At 34.0% G+C, this 22,259-nt stretch carries 21 protein-coding genes and 1 pseudogene; 21 read left to right on the forward strand and 1 reads right to left on the reverse strand.

The window, feature by feature from the left end; translation table 11 throughout:
* Positions 1–12 precede the first annotated feature (12 nt).
* The 13 genes and pseudogenes from BCR22_RS04290 (at position 13) to BCR22_RS04345 (ending at position 12,415) form a co-directional block, all read left to right on the forward strand.
* On the forward strand, positions 13–360 hold the full coding sequence (locus BCR22_RS04290; RefSeq protein WP_069653752.1) for a hypothetical protein: 348 nt from the start codon (positions 13–15) through the stop codon (positions 358–360).
* A gap of 21 nt (positions 361–381) precedes the next feature.
* The gene (locus BCR22_RS04295) at positions 382–867 is read left to right on the forward strand and encodes a DUF3801 domain-containing protein (protein ID WP_069653753.1); all 486 of its coding nucleotides are present in this window, start codon (positions 382–384) and stop codon (positions 865–867) included.
* On the forward strand, positions 867–2,678 hold the full coding sequence (locus tag BCR22_RS04300) for a VirD4-like conjugal transfer protein, CD1115 family (RefSeq protein ID WP_069653754.1): 1,812 nt from the start codon (positions 867–869) through the stop codon (positions 2,676–2,678). The genes BCR22_RS04295 and BCR22_RS04300 overlap by 1 nt, the downstream gene beginning before the upstream one ends.
* 63 nt (positions 2,679–2,741) lie before the next feature.
* Positions 2,742–5,900: a toprim domain-containing protein gene (locus BCR22_RS04305; RefSeq protein WP_069653755.1), complete on the forward strand. Its 3,159-nt coding sequence runs from the start codon at positions 2,742–2,744 to the stop codon at positions 5,898–5,900.
* Between the two features lie 35 nt (positions 5,901–5,935).
* A pseudogene (locus BCR22_RS04310) lies at positions 5,936–6,979 on the forward strand (ArdC-like ssDNA-binding domain-containing protein); the annotation flags it as partial.
* 51 nt (positions 6,980–7,030) lie between these two features.
* Positions 7,031–7,306: an LtrD gene (locus BCR22_RS04315; protein WP_069653757.1), complete on the forward strand. Its 276-nt coding sequence runs from the start codon at positions 7,031–7,033 to the stop codon at positions 7,304–7,306.
* A gap of 230 nt (positions 7,307–7,536) precedes the next feature.
* Complete coding sequence (locus tag BCR22_RS04320) at positions 7,537–7,893, forward strand: plasmid mobilization protein (protein ID WP_069653758.1); 357 nt, start codon at positions 7,537–7,539, stop codon at positions 7,891–7,893.
* A complete protein-coding gene (locus BCR22_RS04325; protein ID WP_069653759.1) occupies positions 7,894–9,579 on the forward strand; it encodes a relaxase/mobilization nuclease domain-containing protein in 1,686 nt (561 codons plus the stop codon).
* A 20-nt stretch (positions 9,580–9,599) separates the two neighbouring features.
* Positions 9,600–10,328 (forward strand): DNA/RNA non-specific endonuclease, encoded by a 729-nt coding sequence (locus BCR22_RS04330; protein WP_083241745.1) that lies wholly within the window; start codon positions 9,600–9,602, stop codon positions 10,326–10,328.
* A gap of 113 nt (positions 10,329–10,441) precedes the next feature.
* Positions 10,442–10,543, forward strand: a complete 102-nt coding sequence (locus BCR22_RS04335; RefSeq protein ID WP_069653760.1) for a putative holin-like toxin — start codon at positions 10,442–10,444, stop codon at positions 10,541–10,543.
* 186 nt (positions 10,544–10,729) lie between these two features.
* Positions 10,730–11,248, forward strand: a complete 519-nt coding sequence (locus BCR22_RS04340) for a hypothetical protein (RefSeq protein ID WP_069653761.1) — start codon at positions 10,730–10,732, stop codon at positions 11,246–11,248.
* Between the two features lie 334 nt (positions 11,249–11,582).
* The gene (locus BCR22_RS15360; protein ID WP_167351502.1) at positions 11,583–11,753 is read left to right on the forward strand and encodes a hypothetical protein; all 171 of its coding nucleotides are present in this window, start codon (positions 11,583–11,585) and stop codon (positions 11,751–11,753) included.
* 35 nt (positions 11,754–11,788) lie between these two features.
* Complete coding sequence (locus BCR22_RS04345) at positions 11,789–12,415, forward strand: hypothetical protein (protein ID WP_069653762.1); 627 nt, start codon at positions 11,789–11,791, stop codon at positions 12,413–12,415.
* 553 nt (positions 12,416–12,968) lie between these two features.
* Here the strand turns inward: BCR22_RS04345 and BCR22_RS04350 are convergent.
* A complete protein-coding gene (locus BCR22_RS04350) occupies positions 12,969–13,826 on the reverse strand; it encodes a type II CAAX endopeptidase family protein (protein WP_069653763.1) in 858 nt (285 codons plus the stop codon).
* Positions 13,827–15,964: 2,138 nt separating this feature from the next.
* Here BCR22_RS04350 and BCR22_RS04355 point away from each other — a divergent pair.
* The 8 genes from BCR22_RS04355 to BCR22_RS04390 all read left to right on the forward strand — a co-directional run bounded on the left by BCR22_RS04355 (position 15,965) and on the right by BCR22_RS04390 (position 22,249).
* Positions 15,965–17,074: a tyrosine-type recombinase/integrase gene (locus BCR22_RS04355; protein ID WP_069653764.1), complete on the forward strand. Its 1,110-nt coding sequence runs from the start codon at positions 15,965–15,967 to the stop codon at positions 17,072–17,074.
* Positions 17,075–17,235: 161 nt separating this feature from the next.
* Positions 17,236–17,922: a winged helix-turn-helix domain-containing protein gene (locus BCR22_RS04360; protein WP_069653765.1), complete on the forward strand. Its 687-nt coding sequence runs from the start codon at positions 17,236–17,238 to the stop codon at positions 17,920–17,922.
* 27 nt (positions 17,923–17,949) lie between these two features.
* Positions 17,950–18,333 carry a hypothetical protein gene (locus BCR22_RS04365; RefSeq protein ID WP_069653766.1) on the forward strand — a complete coding sequence of 128 codons (384 nt, stop codon included), beginning with the start codon at positions 17,950–17,952 and terminating at the stop codon, positions 18,331–18,333.
* Positions 18,330–19,001 (forward strand): WxL domain-containing protein, encoded by a 672-nt coding sequence (locus BCR22_RS04370; RefSeq protein WP_069653767.1) that lies wholly within the window; start codon positions 18,330–18,332, stop codon positions 18,999–19,001. The genes BCR22_RS04365 and BCR22_RS04370 overlap by 4 nt, the downstream gene beginning before the upstream one ends.
* Before the next feature lie 16 nt (positions 19,002–19,017).
* Positions 19,018–19,647: a WxL domain-containing protein gene (locus BCR22_RS04375; RefSeq protein ID WP_069653768.1), complete on the forward strand. Its 630-nt coding sequence runs from the start codon at positions 19,018–19,020 to the stop codon at positions 19,645–19,647.
* 18 nt (positions 19,648–19,665) lie between these two features.
* A complete protein-coding gene (locus BCR22_RS04380) occupies positions 19,666–20,355 on the forward strand; it encodes a WxL domain-containing protein (protein ID WP_069653769.1) in 690 nt (229 codons plus the stop codon).
* Between the two features lie 11 nt (positions 20,356–20,366).
* On the forward strand, positions 20,367–21,062 hold the full coding sequence (locus BCR22_RS04385; protein WP_069653770.1) for a WxL domain-containing protein: 696 nt from the start codon (positions 20,367–20,369) through the stop codon (positions 21,060–21,062).
* 104 nt (positions 21,063–21,166) lie between these two features.
* A complete protein-coding gene (locus tag BCR22_RS04390; protein ID WP_141706531.1) occupies positions 21,167–22,249 on the forward strand; it encodes a WxLIP family cell surface protein in 1,083 nt (360 codons plus the stop codon).
* The last annotated feature ends 10 nt before the right edge of the window (positions 22,250–22,259 follow it).

The following is a 22,259-nucleotide window of genomic DNA, read 5'->3' on the forward strand; positions in this document are numbered from 1 at the left end:
GGAAGTGGATGTATGAAGTCATATAACGGACAGTGGAAAGTGATTGAAGGTACAAATCTTGCAAAAGCGCCTATCAGAAATAGTCTCCCAGATTGTCTAGAAAAAGATCACTTATTAGAAATTAGTAGTATGTTGAGGGAAGAAGGATTTATGCCGATCGATTTTATTGTCTGTGAATACCCAATCGAAGGGGTATATTGCATTGAAAGGATTGGGAATAAAAAAGGAATTGATTATTTTATGGTGCATGAAGATCACGGTGTATTGACACCATATTATACTACTCTAGAATTGAAAAATGACGTTAATAATTTTCCCTGTAAGACAATAAAAGAATCAATCGAACTAATGGAATGCTAACTAAAAGAAGAGGGATAGCATATGGAACAACGAGAAATCGTCCATCGCTATTACATAATGGGGACTAACACGTTGGAAAAAACACTTCGGGCGTTGTCTCACTTATCAATGGATGGACTAGTAAAAATTAAAGACAGTCGTTTCCCTATGAATGGTGAAACGAATTTGTATAAACTCATGAGCAGAAGTGATCCTTTAACTTCGGCTTTTTTAAATGAAAAAGTCAATTTAACCAAATTGAAAGAATACTTGGAAGAACAAGGACTTCCCTTTGCCTTCAGAGAGACACCAGAAGGCACGAATTTATACTTTCGAGTGAAAGATAAAGAGTTGGCGAAAAAGGCCTTAGAGCGTGTGATAACAGATATTAAGAAAGACCCAAAAAAGATTTTGAAGAAACCAGGAACCATGACATTTGAAGAAAAAATCGCTTATGCTAAATCTCAAACGACTTATAAAGGTTCCGTTCAGCCAACCAATCAAAAAACGAAAGGTCGTGGTCTATAGTGCAGACATACAAAAAGGAACTAAAACCTTATTTAATTCTGGCTTGTATCCTATTTATACTTGGCTTTTCGGTAGGAAACTTTTTTTACTTGTTACCAGGATATGATTATTCGTCCAAACTGAATTATTTGTTTACAAGAGAACTCCTACCATACGTAGAGAGTTCTTTTTTTTCATTCTTTATTACACCTAGCTTTCTAGCCTTCGGCACTGGATTTCTTGGGTTCTTCAGTGGTTTGTTAATGTATGTTTATGATAATGACCGTGGAATTTATCGAAATGGCGAAGAATATGGATCAGCACGATATGCAACCAATGAAGAAATGAAGAAGTATGAAGACGAAATTCCCCAAAATAATAAGATTCTCAGTAAAAATGTAAAAGTTAGCCTTTTTAACAGTCGTTTACCTATAAAGCTTCAAAAAAATAAAAACGATCTGGTTCTAGGAGATTCAGGTGCAGCCAAAACGCTATCTTATATTAAGACCAATATTATGCAGCGTAATTGCTCATTCCTTCTAACCGATCCTGATGGTGGGGTTGTCCATGAAGTCGGTCATTTACTGAAGGAAGATCATTACAACATTAAAATTTTGGATTTAAATACATTAACAAATAGTGATAAATTTAATGTATTTAAGTATATGAAAACAGAATTGGATGTCGATCGAGTGTTGGAAGCTATTACTGAAGCTACCAAAAAAGGTGATCAACAAGATATTGATTTCTGGCCGAAAGCAGAAGCTTTACTGATTCGTTCCTTTATAGCCTATTTGTGGTTTGATGGTCAAGATAATGATTATTTGCCACATTTAGGAATGATTGCGGATATGTTGCGCTTTGTTAAACGAAAAGATCCTAAAGTTCCTAGCCCTGTGGAGGAATGGTTTGAGGAACAAAATGAACGTCACCCAAACAACTATGCTTACAAACAATGGTCACTATTTAATGACCTGTACGAATCTGAAACACGCGCAAGCGTACTGGGGATTGCGGCCGCACGTTACTCTGTCTTTGATCATGAACAGGTTGTTGACTTGATTCGAGAAGATACGATGGATATTGATTCATGGACAGAAGAAAAAACAGCGGTCTTTATTGCCATTCCAGAAACAAATGATGCGTATAATTTCATTTCTGCCCTATTTATGGCAACTGTTGCGGAACAACTACGAGTTAAATCCGATGCAGTTCGCTTAGGCAAACGTTTCCTACGTAAAGGCAAGAAACTACTTCACTTCCGTTTCTTAATTGATGAATTTGCGAATATTGGAAAAATACCTCATTTTGAAAAACTGTTAACGACATTCCGTAAAAGGGAAATGTCATTTGCGATTGTTTTACAATCGATGAAGCAGCTACAAGCAATGTACAAAAATAGTTGGGAAAATATTGTAAATGGTTGTGCTTCCTTGATTTTCCTTGGAGGAGACGAAGAGAAGACGGCAAAATATTTATCAAATCGAATTGGGAAACAAACACTATCGATTAGAAAGCATAATATTAGCAAAGGACGAGGGAGTGGGGGATCTGAAAATCGAGATAAATTGGGTAGATCTTTGTTAGACGAAAGTGAAGTCACAAAAATCGATGGTGATGAATGCCTCGTATTTATCACGAAAGAACATGTATTTAGAGATAAAAAATTCTATGCTTTTGATCATGAACTAGCGTATCTGTTAGGAAATGAACCAGGAGACGAAAACTGGTACACATACAAGCGTTATCGTAACGAGGAAGAAGAATTGCTGGATAAAGTCAGAAAAGAAGATATCGTGGATCACGGAACGATTATGGACGATGTTGCATGAGATAAAAATTGGAACGGTCAAATGTGATAGTTCTTTTCTTTGTTTTAGAAAGGGGGAATGAATGTGGCACAAACACATGAAGAACGAAAAAAATCATTAGAAGCAGCTGAAGAAAAAAATATCGTAGAAGTTGCTCAAAGTTTAGGGATGGATTTAGTTCGGAATGGTCGTAATTATACCTGGTCTGAACACGATAGTTTTGTTTTTAATACTCGAAAGAACTTGTTCTATTGGAATTCTCGTCAAAGAGGTGGGGGCGCTATTCAACTGGTTCAAATCGTAAAGAACTGTAGTTATAAAGAAGCAGTTAATTACTTGAATAACATTGAAGTTGGTACGTTTGATGAAGTCAAACAGGAAAAAAAGCGACCATTTCACTATCACTTAAAAGAACATAGCAAAATGGATGCGACAATAGATTATTTAGTCAACGAACGGAAGCTTTCCAGAGAAACGGTTGATTTTTTTATCGGAAAAGGGCTAATTGCACAAGCTACTTATGAGGATAAAGAATCAGGAAAAACGGAACCGGTCGTTGTATTCAAGCACTTTGGCTTCGATGGAAAGGTAAAGGGAATTGCTCTACAAGGAATGTGGGAAAATCATGAATTATATGGTGACAGAGGCTATTTAAAAAGAACTTGGGGCGATGGCTATTATGGATTAACCGTCCGAATTGGTAATCCTCCAACAGAGGCCACCGCTACAAAAAAAAATCCACTGACGATCATTGTATTTGAAGCGCCAATAGATCTGATGAGTTATTACGAACTAAACAAGGAAACGATAGGTGATGCGGTACTGCTTTGTATGAATGGCTTACGGAAAGAGACCGTTTCAAAGTATATTGCTAATTTTTTAGGCTCCGCTGTTTCTGAAGAAGAAAAAATCAATGTATTAACGAAGCTGCAACAGTCAACATTGAATACAGATAAGGTCAAATTTGTTTTCGCTGTAGATAATGATCAAGCAGGGAGACGTTTTGTTAAAGGCTTTGGACGAGGATTTGGTGCAATGAAAAAGGATTTACCACCACTATTACCAGGGAAAAAGAAGTCCGATTGGAATGATCATGTGAAGAATCAAAAAAACAAACAACTTATCACTGAAGGGGAGCAAAAAAATATGGAAAAAAAACAAGTACAATCAGTAGAGCCAATTTTAGAAGAGCAAAATATAAAGCAAGAAAAAAATGTACCTCAACCAAAGACGTTTACTGTCACAAATGATTACCTAGCAGAGCTAAAAGCAGCGCTAGAAGAATCTGTAAACAAGATGGAAAGCACCAATGACCCAAAACATTACCTCACAGAAGAAGACGTAAAAAAGATTATGGATGAACATTTTGCAAAAGTAGAACAATTAATCGCACACTTTCAGACCTCGCATGATTTATTAAAAGAACCAACAAAAGAAGAAGCCGTACAGCTAAAAGAAGGATTAATCCAAACAGTAGAATCGGCTAATTCAGACGTAAAACGGTCATTAGCTGATGCTTTAGCAGAAACAAAACAGGTGGCTGTATCGAATGTTAAAGAAAAAGCGAATCAATTACGAATCTATGTGAAAAACGCTTTTAATAAGCCAATACTAGCGCTTAACAATAAAATCAGAACTTTTGTGGAGTCCATTGATCGACGTTTTGCTTTGGAAACTGGAGAGAAAAAAGAAGTGGCACTCTCTGAAGAAATAGCTACTGCTTCAGAGGTAAAAAAGGAAGAAGTATCATTAAATCACGATTCTGTTTTAATCAAAGACGTTCAAGAGTACATTGGACTAAACGAAACAAAAGAGGCGCTCTTATCACAGATCCAACAGGAAATACAAGCGAATCCATTAGCGAAAATCGATACACTTCAGAAAGAACTAGAAGAAAATCAACAAGCTATTGCAACAGTAGAAAGCCGTATTGAAGCGACTACACCTAAAATGAATGAAGCCGCAACGAAAGAAGTGAAAGGTGAAACCTTGAATGAGTTGTCAGCTCTTGTGAAGGAAAAAGAGCGCTTGGAACAAGAACGAACACAACTCGTTCAACAACCAGAATTTTTACGTCAAGAAGGCTCAATCGACACATTCAAGAGAGTAGATCAGCAGCTAACCATTGTGAATGACAAACTCACTTCTATCGAAAAAGGAACTCATAGAGAAACAGAACAAACAGAAGCAAAAGAGCTTAGGGTAGATCCATTCGTTGCTGCTTCTGCAGTAGCAGCGAAGCAAGTCGTTGAACCTAAAAAGGATCAAAAGGAATCACTAAATACAGCACTCTCTAGTCAAAATACGGCCGCAATCAATACACAATTAAAGTCAAATATGGCTGAATATTATGATCCAAACAATGTAAAAACGTATCTTGATTCGGCTAGTAAGTTCCATAATTACTCCCCTAAAAACGTTCAATTGATCATGGAACAAGATCCAGGTGCTACGCAAGTAGCAAATGAGAAGAAATGGGAGACGTTAGGATACGAGCTACGAGAGGATGCGAAACCAATCCAAATTTACCAACCTGTATTTGTGCCAATTCAAGATGAAGAAGGACGAGTTAAATATAAAGAAAATAACCAACCAGAAACAACGGTTGATTTTCAATTGAAGCCTGTTTATGATGTCAGCCAAACAACAGCTGGTCAATTAAAAGCGCCGATTACTTATGACTTGTCAAACAAAGAGCAGTTTATGGTGGTCTATCAAAGTGTGGCCGACTTATCGGATGTCACTATTACATTTCAACCACTAGGGAATCTAAACAGTCACTATGATGCCGTAAATAAAACCGTCATTATCAATGAAGGACTAGGAAAAGAAGCAACCATTCAGACTCTTCTCAATGAAGTGATTCCCCTACACAATATGGAAAATGAGAGTCTAAAAAATGATGCTTCACTGAATATCTTTGAACAAGAAGCAACAGCTTACATGGTGGCCAACCATATTGGATTAGACACGAGTTCCTTTACGTTTGCTTCTCTTTCTAAATTAAAAGAGGAAGGGTTTACCGTTGAAGATTTCACGAAGTCACTTACGGACAGTGCAAAAAATGCGACGGGAATTATCAGTACAATAGATAAAAATTATGCCAAATCTAAAGAAGTAAGTAGTGCGAAAAATAAATTTGAAGAACGAGTAGTACAAGCAAAAGTACAAACAAAAGAAGTCGCTGAACACTATCAAAAACAAGAAAAATCGGTAGAGCAAGCCCCTTCATTAAGAAGATAATGAAAGGGAACACAACACTAGAAGGGAGATTCTTCATGGTAGAAAAATCATTTGTGCAAGAGAGCAAATCACCCAAACTCTCTCTTTCAGAAATTATCAAGAAGAAAGATTACAAAGCATTGTCGGAACACTTGGAAGAGGGAATAAAGGACTATTTAGACAGTGATACCTTTCAAAACTATTTAGATTTTGTCTCTAAGTTTCATAAGTATTCTCAAAAAAATGTCCGATTGATCTTGGCTCAGAAACCAACGGCAAGCTATATTGCAGGTTTTCAAGCTTGGAAAAAGAAGGAACGGAATGTCAAAAAAGGAAGTAAGGCAATTTATGTTTATGCGCCTTACTTCAAAGATAAAATAGATAAAGAAGGCAATAAAGTAACCGATGAGAATGGTGAGATTGTAAAAGAAACACGTTACTTCTTAACCCCTGTTTTTGATGTTAGTCAAACAGAGGGGAAAGAAATTCCTAAACCTGTTTACAATCTATCAGAAGATATGGACGATTCAAAAACATTTATGCAAACGTACAAGGCATTGTTGGAACTATCACCAGTGCCTGTTTCTATTCAACCTATTCCAATTGAAGCCAACGGATACTACGATCCTACAAAAAAAGAAATTGTCGTCCGTCAAGGATTAGGGGAGATCATGACATTAAAAGTGTTACTTCATGAACTAACACACGCAACGCTTCATACCGATTCGCAAGCATTCTTTGGTAACCCGACGTATCGCCGTCAAGAATTTGAAGCGGAATCTGTCGCTTATATTGTATCGAATCACCTTGGATTAGATACAAGTGATTACTCATTTGGGTATCTGTCTTCATGGACAGATCAGGGAAATAAATTAGAAGAACTGACCACGTCATTAGAAACCATTACAACACAAGCAAAAGGATTAATTGAACGTGCAGATCAATTGTTGAACAGAGTATATACATTGGATGCACCTAAAAACAAATTTGAAGAACGTCTTGCACGAGCAAGAGGACAAGAACTTCCTGAACCACGAACTCCTTCAAAAGTATATGAGGTAGCTGACCCAAAAGTACACCGTCCCACGAAGACTCTGTGAGTCAGCGGTTCGGGACGAAGCCAAAAGAATTAATGAAAGGAGTCCCAACAAATGGACAATCTAACCGATGAAAGCAAGCTTATTATTGTACAATTTTTCTTGGATGATCCAACGAGTGAAACCCCACGCATTCACTCGAAGAAGAGAGAAAAAAGAAAAGGAACAGTCTTGAAAGAGTTGGACACACTGATTCATGATTTAGAAGAAATTGAGACAGATATTGATCTAGAACCTTACAAAGAAGCAGCAAAAATTCTTCGTAAGATACGTGGAAAAGACGAGTACATGAGTTTTGTGGATGAATTATTGCAGCCTTATGTATCATGATCACTCAAATAGAATAAAAATAGGTCAATAAAAGTCAAAGATAGAAACGGGGATTGGGGGAGACCCCCAAAATTTAAGAGCCACCTACCTGCTTTTTAGGTAGGTGGCTTTTAAAATATCGTAACATGGTACCATGTTGCTCTGCTCGCAAAAAGAAAGTCTACCCCTGGTATTTGGGCGATGTCAACTAAGGAAACTCAACCAAAACATTTAAGGGAGGTGTCCGAATAGTGGAACATAAAAATAAGTTACGACGACCGATACAACGAAAAGTTCGGTTCTCCAAGGAAGAAAATAGATTAATAAAGAAGAAAATTGACGAGAGTTTCTTTCCTAACTTTCAAAACTTTGCGCTACACATGTTAATTCAAGGAGAGGTTCGTCATATCGATTATTCAGAGTTAAAACAATTGACGACAGAGGTTCATAGAATAGGAATTAATATTAATCAAGTGACCCGGCTGGCCAATCAGTTCAACGAAATTTCGAGTACCGATATTCAACAATTGAAAAATGAATTAACAGCTTTAACGGAGACTGTTCAATCCAACCTCACAACGTTGATCAAACTAAAGGAGCGGACGTAAATGGTGTACACAAAACATTTTGTGATCCATACATTTGATAAATTGAATAACGCATGTGGCTATATTGAAAATGCAGAAAAAACAATTGTCACGAATGAAGACACACAAGATCACCTTGCACATTTATTTCAATATATTGCAAACGATGAGAAAACAAACATGAAACAATTAGTATCGGGACACGGTATTATCGATCCAACAAATGCTTATGAGGAATTCAAATTCACAAAATTGAGAACGGCTTTTCAACAAAAAAAAGGCTATACACTTGATCTAAAAAAAAACAAGCTCGTTCCACCTTCACTAACAGAACTTGAGCGAAAAAATGCGGTATTGGCTCACCACTTGATCCAATCATTTTCACCGGACGACAACTTGTCTCCAGAAAAAATACACGAGATAGGGTATAACACTGTCATGGAATTAACAGGTGGTGATTATGAATTTGTGATTGCGACTCATGTAGACAAAGAGCATATTCATAATCATATTTTGTTCAACTCAACGAATTTAAAAACAGGAAAAGCCTTTCGATGGCAGAAAGGAACCAAACGAGTTTATGAACAAATATCCGATAAGATTGCAGCAAAAGAAGGCGCAAAAATAATACAGAAGTCACCAAAAAACACGCATAAAAAATATACTATGTGGCAAACGGAATCGATGTTTAAACAAAAAATAAAATCTAGACTAGATTTTTTATTGGCACATAGTTCTTCAATTGAAGACTTTCTTCAAAAAGCAGATGCGTTAAACTTATCTGTTGATTTTTCAAAAAAATGGGCAACTTATAAATTATTAGATGAAGCTCAGATAAAGAATACAAGAAGTCGTAGTCTGTCAAAAAATAATCCTGATCGATATAACTATGAAGCAATCGGTGAACGATTAAAAGAAAATACAACGTCATTTAGTATTGATGAAGTTGTTTCTCGTTATGAAGAAAAAGTAATGAAACAAGAAAATGATTTTGATTACCAGTTAACAATTGATGCATGGCAAATCTCACACAAGACAGACAAAGGCTATTACTTGAATGTAGATTTTGGTTTTGAGAATCGAGGAAAATTATTTATAGGGGCATATAAAGTTGATCCAATTGAAGAGGATCAATTTAATATCTACGTGAAGAGAAATGATTTTTTCTATTTTATGAATGAGAAAAATTCTGAACGCAATCGATATATGACAGGAGAGACCTTGATCAAACAGTTACGTTTATACAATGGCACAACACCATTAAAGAAAGAACCAATTATGCGGACAATTGATCAGCTTGTGGATGCGATCAATTTCTTGGCTGAGCATAAAATTGAAGGGAAACGTCAACTCACCATGTTGGAAGAAAAATTGATAGCTACTTTTTCAGAAGCTGAAGAAACGTTAGATCACTTAGACGAAAAAATCATTCAGTTAAATAATTTAGGTAAGTTATTACTGGAGAAGGAAACGCAAGGAGGTACAGAAGAGATACAGAAGCAGCTTCATGAAATACTAACAGATGCGACACTTTCAGAGTTCACTTTTGAAGATGTTCAAGGGGAAATAGAATCTATTACATTGAGCCAATCGTTATTAGAAAGTAAGTTAGAAAATACTCGAAATGAGATAGACAAGCTCCATGAAATTCAAGCAATTCAATCTCAAAAGGAAGAACAAGAAAAAAATATGGAACCGAAAATCTAGTGAAAATGTGAGGAAAGAAAATGAAAAATAAATTTACACTGAGGAAGCTGTCTATACTAGCAGCTTTCTTTTTCATGTTGAGTGGTTGTGGTAAACAGGTAGATTCTATCGAACGCATAAGAAACAGACCATTAGGTTCGACAGAAGCGTCTCAATATGAGAATGCGTATTCAAGCGATTTCCCTATAGAGTATGACGGCATGAATCAAGAAGTTGTCCTTAATGGTAACCGGCCGACGTTTACTGAAGCTGATTTAGATTTGTCAAAAGGTGTGTGGCAATCCTTTTCAGATTTAGATCAGTTGAATCGTGTAGGGATCGCAAATGCTCTGATAGGAAAAGAATCATTTCCAACTGAAGCAAGAGAACCGTTAACTGTCAAGCCTACAGGTTGGAAACAAAAGAAGCTACCAGCTGGTCAATGGCTCTATAATAGATCGCACCTGATTGGTTTTCAGTTGACTGGAGAAAATAACAATATGAAAAATCTTATGACGGGTACTAGGCAATTTAACACGCCGCACATGTTGAACTATGAAATTCAAATCATGGATTATATCCGATTAACAGGAAATCATGTTCGTTATCGAGTCATGCCTCATTTCATTAACAATGAGTTAGTAGCTCGTGGTGTACAAATGGAAGCAGCAAGTGTTGAAACAGATGAATTTGCCTACAACGTTTATATTTTCAACGTTCAAGATGGCTACTCTATTGATTATTTAACGGGAAAAGCAATAAAGAATTAGGAAGAAAATTATGCTATAATAGCAAAGTAGAAAAGTTATGACGGTGGCTATCTTTGAGGGGTGGTGGTGCTTATGAATGTAAGTGCTAAAATCTTTAGAAAGGAAATGCCTTTTTGTCTGCATATGAAACAATTCAGACGATTTTTGCATTTGGTATGTTTACCATTGCTTTAATCAGTTTGATTGTGAAGTTGCTAAAAAACGACAAAAAATAAATGACCGCTCATTAACTTTGGCAAGTTAGCGATCATTTAAATATGAAATTAAATTTGCTACCGTCTTAAACGGTTCTACACAAGAGGGATATGTTATCAGCATATCTCTCTTTTCGTTTTCATTATAGCATTTTTTCGCTTTATTTATCAAGTTAATAGAATTTATGCTTTGGAAAGGAAAATAATATGATTAAGTATAGTAAAAGAAAAAAATTTAGAAGTCGAAACTATCTAATAGCTATAAAAAGAGAAAGATACAGCAAATTTGCAGATCCGGATACTTATATTTATCCTGAAAGTGAATATAGACTTTCATGGGATGAATTTTTTTTATTAAGTGGGTTAACAATAGAAAAAGGACAGCTATTTAAAGAGAAGTTCATTCACTATTATTTTCATTCTGGTTATTCTGTGATTAACTTATTAGATAAAAAACATTTTAATCCCTATCAACAGCTAATAATTAGTTATCGTGAATTATCCATACTGAAATTTCATTTCCCAACAAACTATACTAATTTTCTATTAAACTACCAATATCAGTTACTCCTACAAAAATATAATATGTACGAAGCTATTCCGACAAAAGTTAAGAAAAGATTTATCCAATCTGTATATAAAATGACAGATAACTCTGTAGACAGTATAGATAAATTTTATGAAGGTTATGGTAAATCATATAAAGCAGAAAAATTTAGTATGTAAAAATAGGGTATGGGCAAATTTGAATTTAGTTTGAGCTGATATTAATAGATTTTTAACGTTAATTTTGAATGGAAACTAATCCTAGATAGGGTGAATATTATACCTTAGAAGTGTGAGAAGAAGTCATAATGAAGTCATGGTATTTTTGTATGCTATTTAGTTTGTTATTTATGATAATGTTGTCGGGGTATTTACTCACTTCTTTCATACGATAGTTTCTAATCTTATATTATAAAAACTATGACAAACTGTAAAAAAACTTGCAGAAACTGAGGTTTTACATTATAATTTAATTAGTTCTAAATGTGTTTATGATTATAAGGAGATGAGTTTTATGAGAAAGAATAAAAAAAATGATTCTATTCCAACTGGACTCGAAAGTTCACGTAGAACAATTGAAGGTCTTCCAGGTGGAGATCCAAACTCTGGAACAACTTGGAAGGATACAATAGTTTTAGCAATAGTTGTGATAGTAGCTTTTATACTCTATGTAATATTCACTTAAATGCATTTGAACAAAAAATAGCAAAGGGGAATTTTATGAAAAAGAAAAGTACAATTTTAATTGCTTTACTTGTTTTTTTGTTTAGTGTTTTTGGCTTTGGTAAAAGTGGTTCAGCTGAAGAAGTAGATGAATCAGTTGTTAATGCGTATCTAATTGATGAAACCACAGGAGAAATAGAAGATTTACAAGTCAAGCAAGTTACTCCAAACAGTTTAAATAGAAGTGCTAGAGGTATTACTACAAATCAAACAGAATCTTATGAAGTTTATGCACCTATTGAAATTCCAAATAGTCCTTTAGCTAGAACTACATCTGGAGGAAATAAAACCAGTGGTGGCGTTACTGCAAGAATCAGTGTGAATTATGATGTTAATAGTAAAGGTGACCAGATTAGAGTCAATAGCATAACAGGTTCTTGGTCTCCCACAAAAAATATATACAATATTTCTGGTCGACAAGCAGGAGTTCATTCTGGATTTGTGGCGGGAGCGAAAAGTATGACGAAATATCCAGGTGGAAATAGTTTTAATTACAGGACAGGTTGGGGGTACAATACATTGTTACGTGGCGGCAATTCTCCACGGGCATGGATGGATTGCACAATAAAAGTTAGTGGAATGGGTGGCTCTCATAAATTAGTGTTAGAGCATACATTCAATTAATACAATCACTATAAGATATAAAAATCAAATAGATTATTGGAATCAAGTACAAAAGTTTATACACTGTTGTTATGTTGCTATAGTCTTAAGATATTTGGATTTAGAAAGCTGAAAAGACACTATGAATTGATCATGGTGTTTTTTTGGGTACATAAAAAATTTAATTAGTGAAAAGTTCAATAGAGTATAGGCAATTGATCATTTTGTGAACGCTGCTGTTACAAGATTTTTGAGTGTTTAATAGAGTTGCTCAAAATATAAATTTAGGATAGAGACTCTCTCTATCCTATTTTGTTCTACAGAAATCACTAATTAAGTGAATATGTAGAATTTGACACAAGCACGTTGAGTCTGATTCTCTTAAATATGTTATTTCCAAAACACTAGTTTTCAAGACATTAAAGCTTAGGAAATAAGTTCGTAGCTTTTTAGGAAATTTTACAGTCAAAAAGGTATTAAGAAAATACACTTTTTATTAAAATTGAAACAAGAAGGTTTTTCTCACATAACTCTCTTTAAAATAATATTTCGGTATTATAAAAAATCAAATTGATCAGTAATTGAATTTCATTTTTTGTTTGATATACATATGAATTAATATAGCAGCCACTAAGGCATATAATATAACTCCTATCACAGAAGTTTCAATTCCGTAATCTCCACCTGTTATAAAAAGAGAAGGATCATAAAATTTATATCCAATAATGCTATTTCCTGTTAAAGGATTATCTTGAAGTGATATTAAAGTATTTTGTTGGTTAAAGCACAATAAATCCCAAAGTATATGCATAATAATTCCACACCAAATATTCCCCGTAACAACTCGAATCATAGAAAACATAACTCCAACAACTGTTCCAGCTACTAACAGCATAATCGTGCCTATTAAATTTAATTCACCATTTAAAATATGAACAAGTGCGAAGATGAAGGATGGAAGAACACAGGCAGTTGTTAATCCAAACTTTTTTTTTACAAAATCGAACATAAATCCTCTAAAAATTAATTCTTCACATACTCCGGCAGGAATCGCTATCCCAAAAATAGCGAAAGATACTAACATTCCAGTACTAGTAGTGTTGTTCTGTATCCACTCTCCTTTTGTTAAAAATATAACTAATAAATCAAGTAATAACGGTAGAAAAACTCCTAAGCAAACCCATTTTGACATACTACTTATATCTGGAATCTTTCCTAAATTTAATTTTTCTTTGATTATAAATTTGTAGAACAAGTTAATTGCAAGAGTGACAAGAAATATATAAATAAAACATGAAACCATAAATGAGAATTCCTTAGAGAATGGAATCAAATTAGCTATCATATTAGCTCCCAGTTGTGATAACACCAAAAAAACAAAACCTAAAATACATACTCCAATTGTTTTAAATATATCTATTACTTTTATCATTTTTTGTATCTCCTAATCGCTATTAAATTCTGCTAAGGGGTAGTTTAATTTTTGATTTTGCAGTAAATCAGATAAGTTATAGTGCCATGTAATTTTTGTTAATGATAGATATATTAATTAAAAAGACAAAAAAATTGTTAAAATTAACAAAAAAGTGTTCTGTAATTATTCAGTTAAAATCATTAATCACTCTCCTTCTCAAATGAATGTCTATATTTACAGCAAATTTATTGTAAGGCAATACAGAACTAAAAGAAATCAGACTTAAGAATGAGTTTGTTATAATTTTTATAGTTATCATTTTTTGTTTTTCAAGAAATAGACTTAAATTGAAGTTAATATGAAAATATATTGTTATTTAAACGGCAGAAGTAACCATCATAATTTTGTGAAAAGTGAGAAATGACAGAAATATTTTGTTATTTTCTTTTAAATATTAATGGTCAAAAATAGATATTTGAGCAATTAATTTGTTAAAGAAGTAACTCTTATTCATTCTTCATAAAAACAAAAAAGTATTATCTCTACTGTACCACTGATGTCGAAGGTATCACACTAGGTACATGATTACTAGAAAAGTGAAAGCGAACAATTTGCGCTTTTTTAACGATGAGGATGTAGTATAGAAAATTCAAGGTCGCGTGAGGGTTAATGCGCCATCAATTGGAAGTGCTTTTAAGGATTACAAATTAATTATCTGAATAGTGAAAGGTATCTTTAAATTGTTAAGTATCTCAACAATAAAAAAATAATATCAAAGTTTTCGAACTATATAAGCCATAAGTTCCAATTTAACATATAAAAGGCTTTGAACATTGGTCACAACGTAGAATCTAGATAGTAATAATATAGATTTGAATCTGAAATATTTTATTGTACAAAGATAAGAACACCTTTGCTGAAAAAAGCAAGTACTTAAATAGACTAGTGAGGTCATGTTAAGAAGCCATATCGCAAATCAAGTCAATCTTGCTCTATATTTTAGTTTTCAGTTAGAAAAGAAGTGATGTTATATTTGCCATAGATCATATAGTTGAAAGAATTTTGGAAGAATGAATTATTCCTTTTTACCATCAAACGGACTCTTACTTTTATACTTGAAAATTGAGCATGGGAGTAATTTTATATTCATATACGCAATCTGTATTTTTGGTCGCAGAATTGAAGTGTTGACGATAGACAGTATTTGCATGATGTGACTAACTCACAGTTATCAATCTTTTATAGAATCTTCAAGTGTTTGTGAGAAAATACTTTAGTGAATGTACTCCCTCGATAGTGATTTACCAACAAAGTCAAACTATGATTAGAGGAATTGATCAATTGAGCTAGCTATTTTGCATTCAGTATTCTCATTAATATAATAATTGGTATAGATGTATTTAATAGTTTTTTTGTGAAAAAATCATATAAAACATTTAATAACCAAATATTTACGACATAATTAAAATTTATTTATCATGTAGATAATTTATTTTAAAACAAAAAAAATCTTTTTTGTTTTCCGTTGAATATTGTAGTTCTGTATGATATTGTTAAAAAATATAGATGATGTGAGCAGTATTATCGTATTTACTATTTCTTAAAACAAATTATTTTGATGTTATTCTCAAAGTATAACATTACTGATTAATAATATTTGTATATCGCTGGTATTCTGAAATTAGGTAATTGGTATATATGACATTTAAACTACTCGTTTTATACTTTATCTGTCGCTTTATTTATTTTTCTGTGGTATTTTTGCTCAGAAGTTTGTATATAGATATTGAGATAGAAGTATGAATATTGGAATTACTTTGATGATCAAAATATGAAGTTTTAAATATATCAAACTTTTCGTAACCTTTAGATTTGTAATAGGATAATATGTGTGTTCTAATTAATTAACATCTAAGTTTATCAAAGAAGAGAAAATGAATTTTTCTTGTTTTACTTTAAAACAAGAAAAATTCATTTTTTTTTCACTTTTTATACTAAAATTTTGATTAAATATAATCGATTTAAACTGATATGTCAAACGATTTGATATATCAGTTGACTTCAACCTTTAATTAAAAGATTCAAATATCTCAATTACTGACTCAGACGGGTTTTTTTTGAGCCGTCATTAAGCCGTCAGTGGAAAGAAGGATCTTATGTCTAAACCAGGAGAAAACATATACAAACGAAAAGATGGCCGTTGGGAGGGAAGATACATAAAACATCGAAAAGAAGATGGAACTATTCAATACGGTTATATTTACCAACGCACTTACAATGCCGTAAAAAAACAATTAACACTCATGAAATCCCTCTATTATCATCAATATCATAACCTTAACTCAAACTATACAGGAACTTTACAACAATGGGGTGTATTTTGGCTTTCTAATGTAAAAGAAAAAGTTAAATTAAGTACTTATACGAGCTACAGAAACAAACTTCATCAACATATATTTCCCGAAATTGGACAGATTCAACTCAGAAATATTTCAGCTCAACATATTGAATATCTTGTAATACAGCTAGAAGCTAATTTGTCCAAGTCTTCCATTCGAGTTACATTACAAGTATTGAAAACTTGTTTAAAAGAAGCAGTGAAACAAGGTATATTATTTGAAAATCCGTTTAATAAGGTAAAAATACCTGCACCAACGAGTAAAAAAGTTCGTTCTCTATCAATTGACGAAGAAAATAGACTTCAACGATATTGTCGTAATCATCCAAAAGGACTTCCAATACTTTTAGCCCTTCAAACAGGCTTGCGTATTGGTGAGATTTGCGGCCTGAAATGGGAAGATATCGATTTTTGCGATAACGTACTTCATATTAGTCGAACTGTTCAACGTTTGCAAACAATTGAACCAAATGAAGGGAAAAAAACTAAGGTTGTAGTGCAATCTCCTAAAAGTAACAGTTCTGTGAGAGTTATTCCTATATCTAGTACAATCAGAGAAGAGTTAAAAAAATTAGAAGAATTGTCTGAGAGTCCATATGTATTCGGAACAATAGTACCTATAGAACCAAGGCTTATAACTTATTGGTTTAAAAAAATAATTGCTGAATTAGATATTCATGATGTAACCTTTCATTCACTCAGGCATACATTTGCTACTCGTTGTTTAGAAAAAGGAGTGACAATTGCTACGATCAGTGAACTTTTAGGTCACCATTCTATAAAGTTGACACTAGATACTTACATCAATACCTTTCTATCGGAGAAAAGGGAAGCCATTAAACTTATAGATTATAATTTAAATAATTAAATAAGGATACTCCAAAACCATCTTGATTTTTTTTGTCAATGATGGTTTTTTTTATTTTCAACCGTCAGATAAATCGTCAAATAAAATTTAATTATTGATTTACTTGATGGTACGAGGATTTTTCTTGTTTTAAAGTAAAACAAGAGAATGGAGTGAAAAAAATGACAGAAATTGGTTTACTAGATTTTACTAACAATGAAGAAATCTTTTTGACTGAAATTATTCAAGTTTCCGAATATAAGATTATAAAAGTACCTAACAAGAAAGATGAATTTAAACTTTCAAACGGTCTAGATATCATTGTTATAAATGGTACTGGTTCAAGTGATTTTCAAACTATTTGTGAATGGTTAGCATTTTTAAAATCACAGACTAATGCTTATTTTATTGTTACTTTGGGGAAAGAAGATAAAAATGAACGATTAGTTTATTTACAATTAGGTGCTATGCAAGTCATAAATCTGAATACTCAAAGTTCAGAAATACCAATTTTATTAAAAAATTATCATGAAAAGTTATCTAGCCGAAAAATTTCTCACAAGAGCTTAGAGCTAAACAGCGCAAATAGAACACTTTTAGTAGGCAGAGACAAAGAGATAGAGCTTACACGCTTGGAATATAAAATAATGAATTGTTTATCGGAAAATATTGGGACTACGGTCAGTCACAAAGAATTAATTTCCTGTGTTTGGGGACGAGATTCATCGGCTTCCAAAATCCAATTATCAAATTTAATATTCAACCTTCGTGGAAAGTTAGACGCAAAAGATAGATTTTTGGTTAAAACAATCCGTTCTAAAGGTTATATGCTGGTAGAAAGGCGAAAAGATGATTCGGAAAAATCTTGAATAACTCAATAGAAAGGGGGAAAAATTTTGAAAAAAATCAATATAATCTACTTTGTATTTATTATCGTGAGTTCTGTATTATTTTCAAGCACAAATGTTCTAGCAGAAAATGTTGAGGTATCTACCATTGAATCTACTCAACAAGCTAAAAGCGAAGCGGGAATTCATTTTACTGAAAAAGAGCCTAGAAGCACAACTCCACCAAGTACAGAAAATACAGATTCAATGATTAGAGGAGGTGGTGACAGTGACTCTGGTTATACAAAACCAGTAGGTCGCACTGATTTACCAAATGCAGGTGAAACCGCGACTGGGATATTAATGTATATTGGAATGTTCATGGTTAACGTGATCATTGTATATATAATTTATATTAATTATAAAAAAAATAGAAAGAAGGAAAAAAAATGAAAAAAATATTTGTATTTTCAAGTTTTATCGCAACCGGAGTCATTCTTCTAGGAGGTTCTCAAATAAGCTTTGCTGAAGAAACAGTAAGTGGTAGTGCTAATGGGCAAGGTGCAACATCTTATGGTTCTATCGAACTAACGCCAGATTCAGATTCTGGTACAGATCCTCTAGTACCGACCACACCAAGTGGTAAAACAGGAAACGTAGGCGAGTTGACCATTGACAATGTTTCTCCTTTTGTTTTTGGAACACAAAGATTGACTGGTAAGAAAGCAATATACTATTCTACTACAACGGATGGAAATGTTCAAGTTACCGATAAAAGAGGAACAGGTGTCGGTTGGACATTGCAAGTAAGAAGTTCAGATTTTATTGATTCACAAAATAAGTCAAATATTCTTAAAGGAGCACAAGTAACAATTCCTGTTGGAACGGTTTCAAGTGACACTGATAATAGTTCAACTGCCCCAACTTCAAGTGAAGTAGCTTTAAACGCTACAGACGCAACGATCTTTAAAGCTGCTGCACAAAGTGGACTAGGCTCATGGGTTGATAAATTTGATGGAGCAGATAATGAGTCAAAAGTCTCAATTGAAATTCCATCTGGTAGTATGAAAGGAAGCTACGTGTCAACTATTACATGGACATTAGCTGATGCACCGAAATAACTTAGGAGGAAAATAAATGAAAAAAAATTTTTTAACATGTGGATTACTATTAAGTTCAATTCTTTTGTATAGTTACGGAACAACTGCTTATGCAGATGATGCCACAAGTAATGCCAATACGACGGTTACTGCGGGTGATGGAACAGGGGATTTGATTGATCAAAATGTTAAACCGCCGACAAACAGTTCTGGCCCTCTGACTATAGATGCTGTATCATCCTTTAATTTCGGGACAATCAAAGTTGGGACCAAGAGTAAAGCAGCTGACACGTCAAATGGTGAAAAATTAGGCGTACAAGTTCGTGATGTACGTGGAACAGGAGCCGGTTGGGCTCTCAATGTAAAAGTAGGAACCTTTACAAATACGACAGATTCTACAAAAACTTTGTCAGCTTCTGTTTCTATTCCTAAAGGAACTGTTTCAAACGGTGTTGATAGTACGCAAGGTGTTGTTGCTAAAGCGGTAGTTTTAAATCAATCTTATGCAAACATTATGAATGCACCAAAAGATACAGGTATGGGTAGATGGCTCGATACTTTTGAATCAACAACTGATAAAGTTACCCTTCAAGATATCGCTCAAAATGCTTATGCAGGAAGTTATACAGCCACAATGAATTGGCAATTAGTAGATGCGCCATCGTAAGAGAGGAGAGGAAAGTAAATGAAAAAAATCGTTCCATTATTAGCAATAGGCGTTCTTTATAGCGCATTTGCCATTCAAAGCAATACTGCAGATGCAGAAAGTAATGCAAACTCAGATGCAACATTCTCATTAGAAGCACAGGATCAAGACGGAGGTGGAACAGACCCAATTTTACCAATTCCGCCAACGGGTAACACAGGTCCGTTAACAATTGATGCAGTTTCAAGTTTTGTATTTCCAAATGCGAAAATATCTGGAGAAGCTCTGACAGTTGTCGGTGAATCTGCCGAAGTAAATGGAAATAAAGGTATCATGGGAGCTCAAGTAACAGATAGTAGAGGATCTGGAGCTGGTTGGACCTTGAAAGCAAAAATCACTGATTTTACTGGAACAGACTCTGATAACACAGTACGTACATTAAAAGGAGCGGTCTTGACATTACCACAAGGTCAGGTGAAGACATCTGATACTGCAACAGCAGTTGCAGATGCGAATAAACCTGTCTCCAATTCAGTATCATTAAACGATACAGATCAGAAATTATTAACCGCTGCAAAAGGAAATGGATTAGGTGTGTGGTATGTCAACTTTGAAAATGATTCTCAAGGAACAGCACAAAAAGAAGTAAAACTATATGTCCCTACGGGTAATTTTAAAGCAAATTATAAAGCAACGATTTCATGGACGCTGTCAGAAGCGCCAGAATAAGGAGGAAAAAAATGAAAAAACAACTTTTTGTATTCTCAGCAGTAGTACTTGCAAATGTATTAATCGCAACACAAGTACAGGCTGAAACAGTGAGTAACGGTAGTATCAGTTTGACAGATGGGTCAGGACAAGTGACACCACCGTTGGATCCAACAGATCCAACGAATCCTAATCCAGAAAGCCCAACAGATCCTGAAGATCCAAATAACAATGGAACTGGGAATGTTGGTCCATTATCAATCGACTACGTTTCAAACTTTACGTTTGGGGAACATAAAATCTCAGGGTCAGACATGACATTTTATGCAAAAAATGCTAATCCATATGTACAAGTAACAGATACTCGTGGAACAGGTGCTGGTTGGACCGTGCAAGCAAGTATTTCAGATTTTACATCGGCAAGCAAAACTTCAACATTAAAAGGAGCACAATTAACGCTTAAAAATCCAGAAGCAAAATCTGCCAGTCAAGCAACAACATCAGAAGCACCGAACGGAACATCAAAACTTGATTTTAATACAAGTAAACAAACAGTTGTAGTTTCTAAAAAAAGTGCGGGTAAAGGAACGTGGTTGAATGTTTATTCAGCTGAAAGTGGAAAAACAGAAAATACAAACGTTGTTTTAAGTGTTCCAGCGGGATCACCTGAAGCAAATACAACTTATACAGCAACAATTAATTGGGAATTATTAGACGCCCCTAAATAAAGCAACGATAGTTTGATAGCAGACAAGTGAAGAAACTGCCTACTAGTTAATTGCGAATTCATTTTAAGAAAGTTGGTACACGAATGAGAGTAAACAAATTAATAATGACTATATGTATAGTAGGTGGGTTTCTTGGCTTTTTTGCCAAGAACTCTGCCGCAGAAGGCATTAACTATTCCGTAAAAGCAACAATTCCAGAAAATCAGATTGATGCATCAAAATCTTATTTTGATTTAAAAATGATGCCTGATCAAGAACAAAATTTAGCCATGACTTTAAAGAATACGAGTAAAGAATCAATCACAGTCAATGTGACACCGACGACAGCAACAACAAATCAAAATGGTGTTATTGATTATAGTGTTAGAGATGCTAAAGACGATTCATCCTTAGCGTATCCCTTTACATCATTAGTCGACAAGGAACAAAAGGTCACACTTAAAGCAGATGAAAGTAAAGAAGTTATCTTTAAATTACATATGCCAAAGGATTCCTTTGATGGAACTATTTTAGGAGGATTCTCAATTGCAGAAGATACAACTTCTGACAAAAATGAGAAGAGCAGTGAGGGAGTTCAAATCAAAAATGAGTACTCCTTTATTATTGGAGTATCGTTAAAGGAAACGGAGGCAACGATCGTTCCAGAATTAGTGTTGAACGATGTGAAACCAACCTTATTAAATTATAGAACCGCTGTAACCTTGAATTTGCAAAATACGAAAGCAACGATCGTCAACGGACTAAAAGTGGATGCGTCGATTTCGAAAAAAGGATCAAGCGAGGTCCTATATAAAGAAACAAAAGAAGGCTTATCCATGGCGCCTAATTCCAATTTTGACTACCCTATATCCTGGGCAAACCAAGCATTAAAAGCTGGTGAATACGAAGTCTCTGTAAAGGCTTCTGCTGGAGAGAAAAATTGGACATTTAAGAAAGCTTTTACCATTTCAGCAGATGAAAGTAAAAAATTAAATGACGAAGCAGTCGAAGTGAAAAAAGAAACTAATTATTTTTGGTTGATTATTGGGGTTGTTGTAGGGATTATCTTCTTAATTATCGCTATAGTAGTGTTCTTCATGCATAAAAAACAAAAAGAAAGAAAGCGAAAAGAAGAAGTAGCAAAGTTAAAAGCGAAACGAAAAAAAAGAAAGAAGAAGAAAAAGAATATTAGTAACGATACAGAATAAAAAGTAAAAA

The sequence above is a fragment of the Enterococcus plantarum genome (assembly GCF_001730295.1).
GTDB classification, from domain to species: Bacteria; Bacillota; Bacilli; order Lactobacillales; family Enterococcaceae; genus Enterococcus_L; species Enterococcus_L plantarum.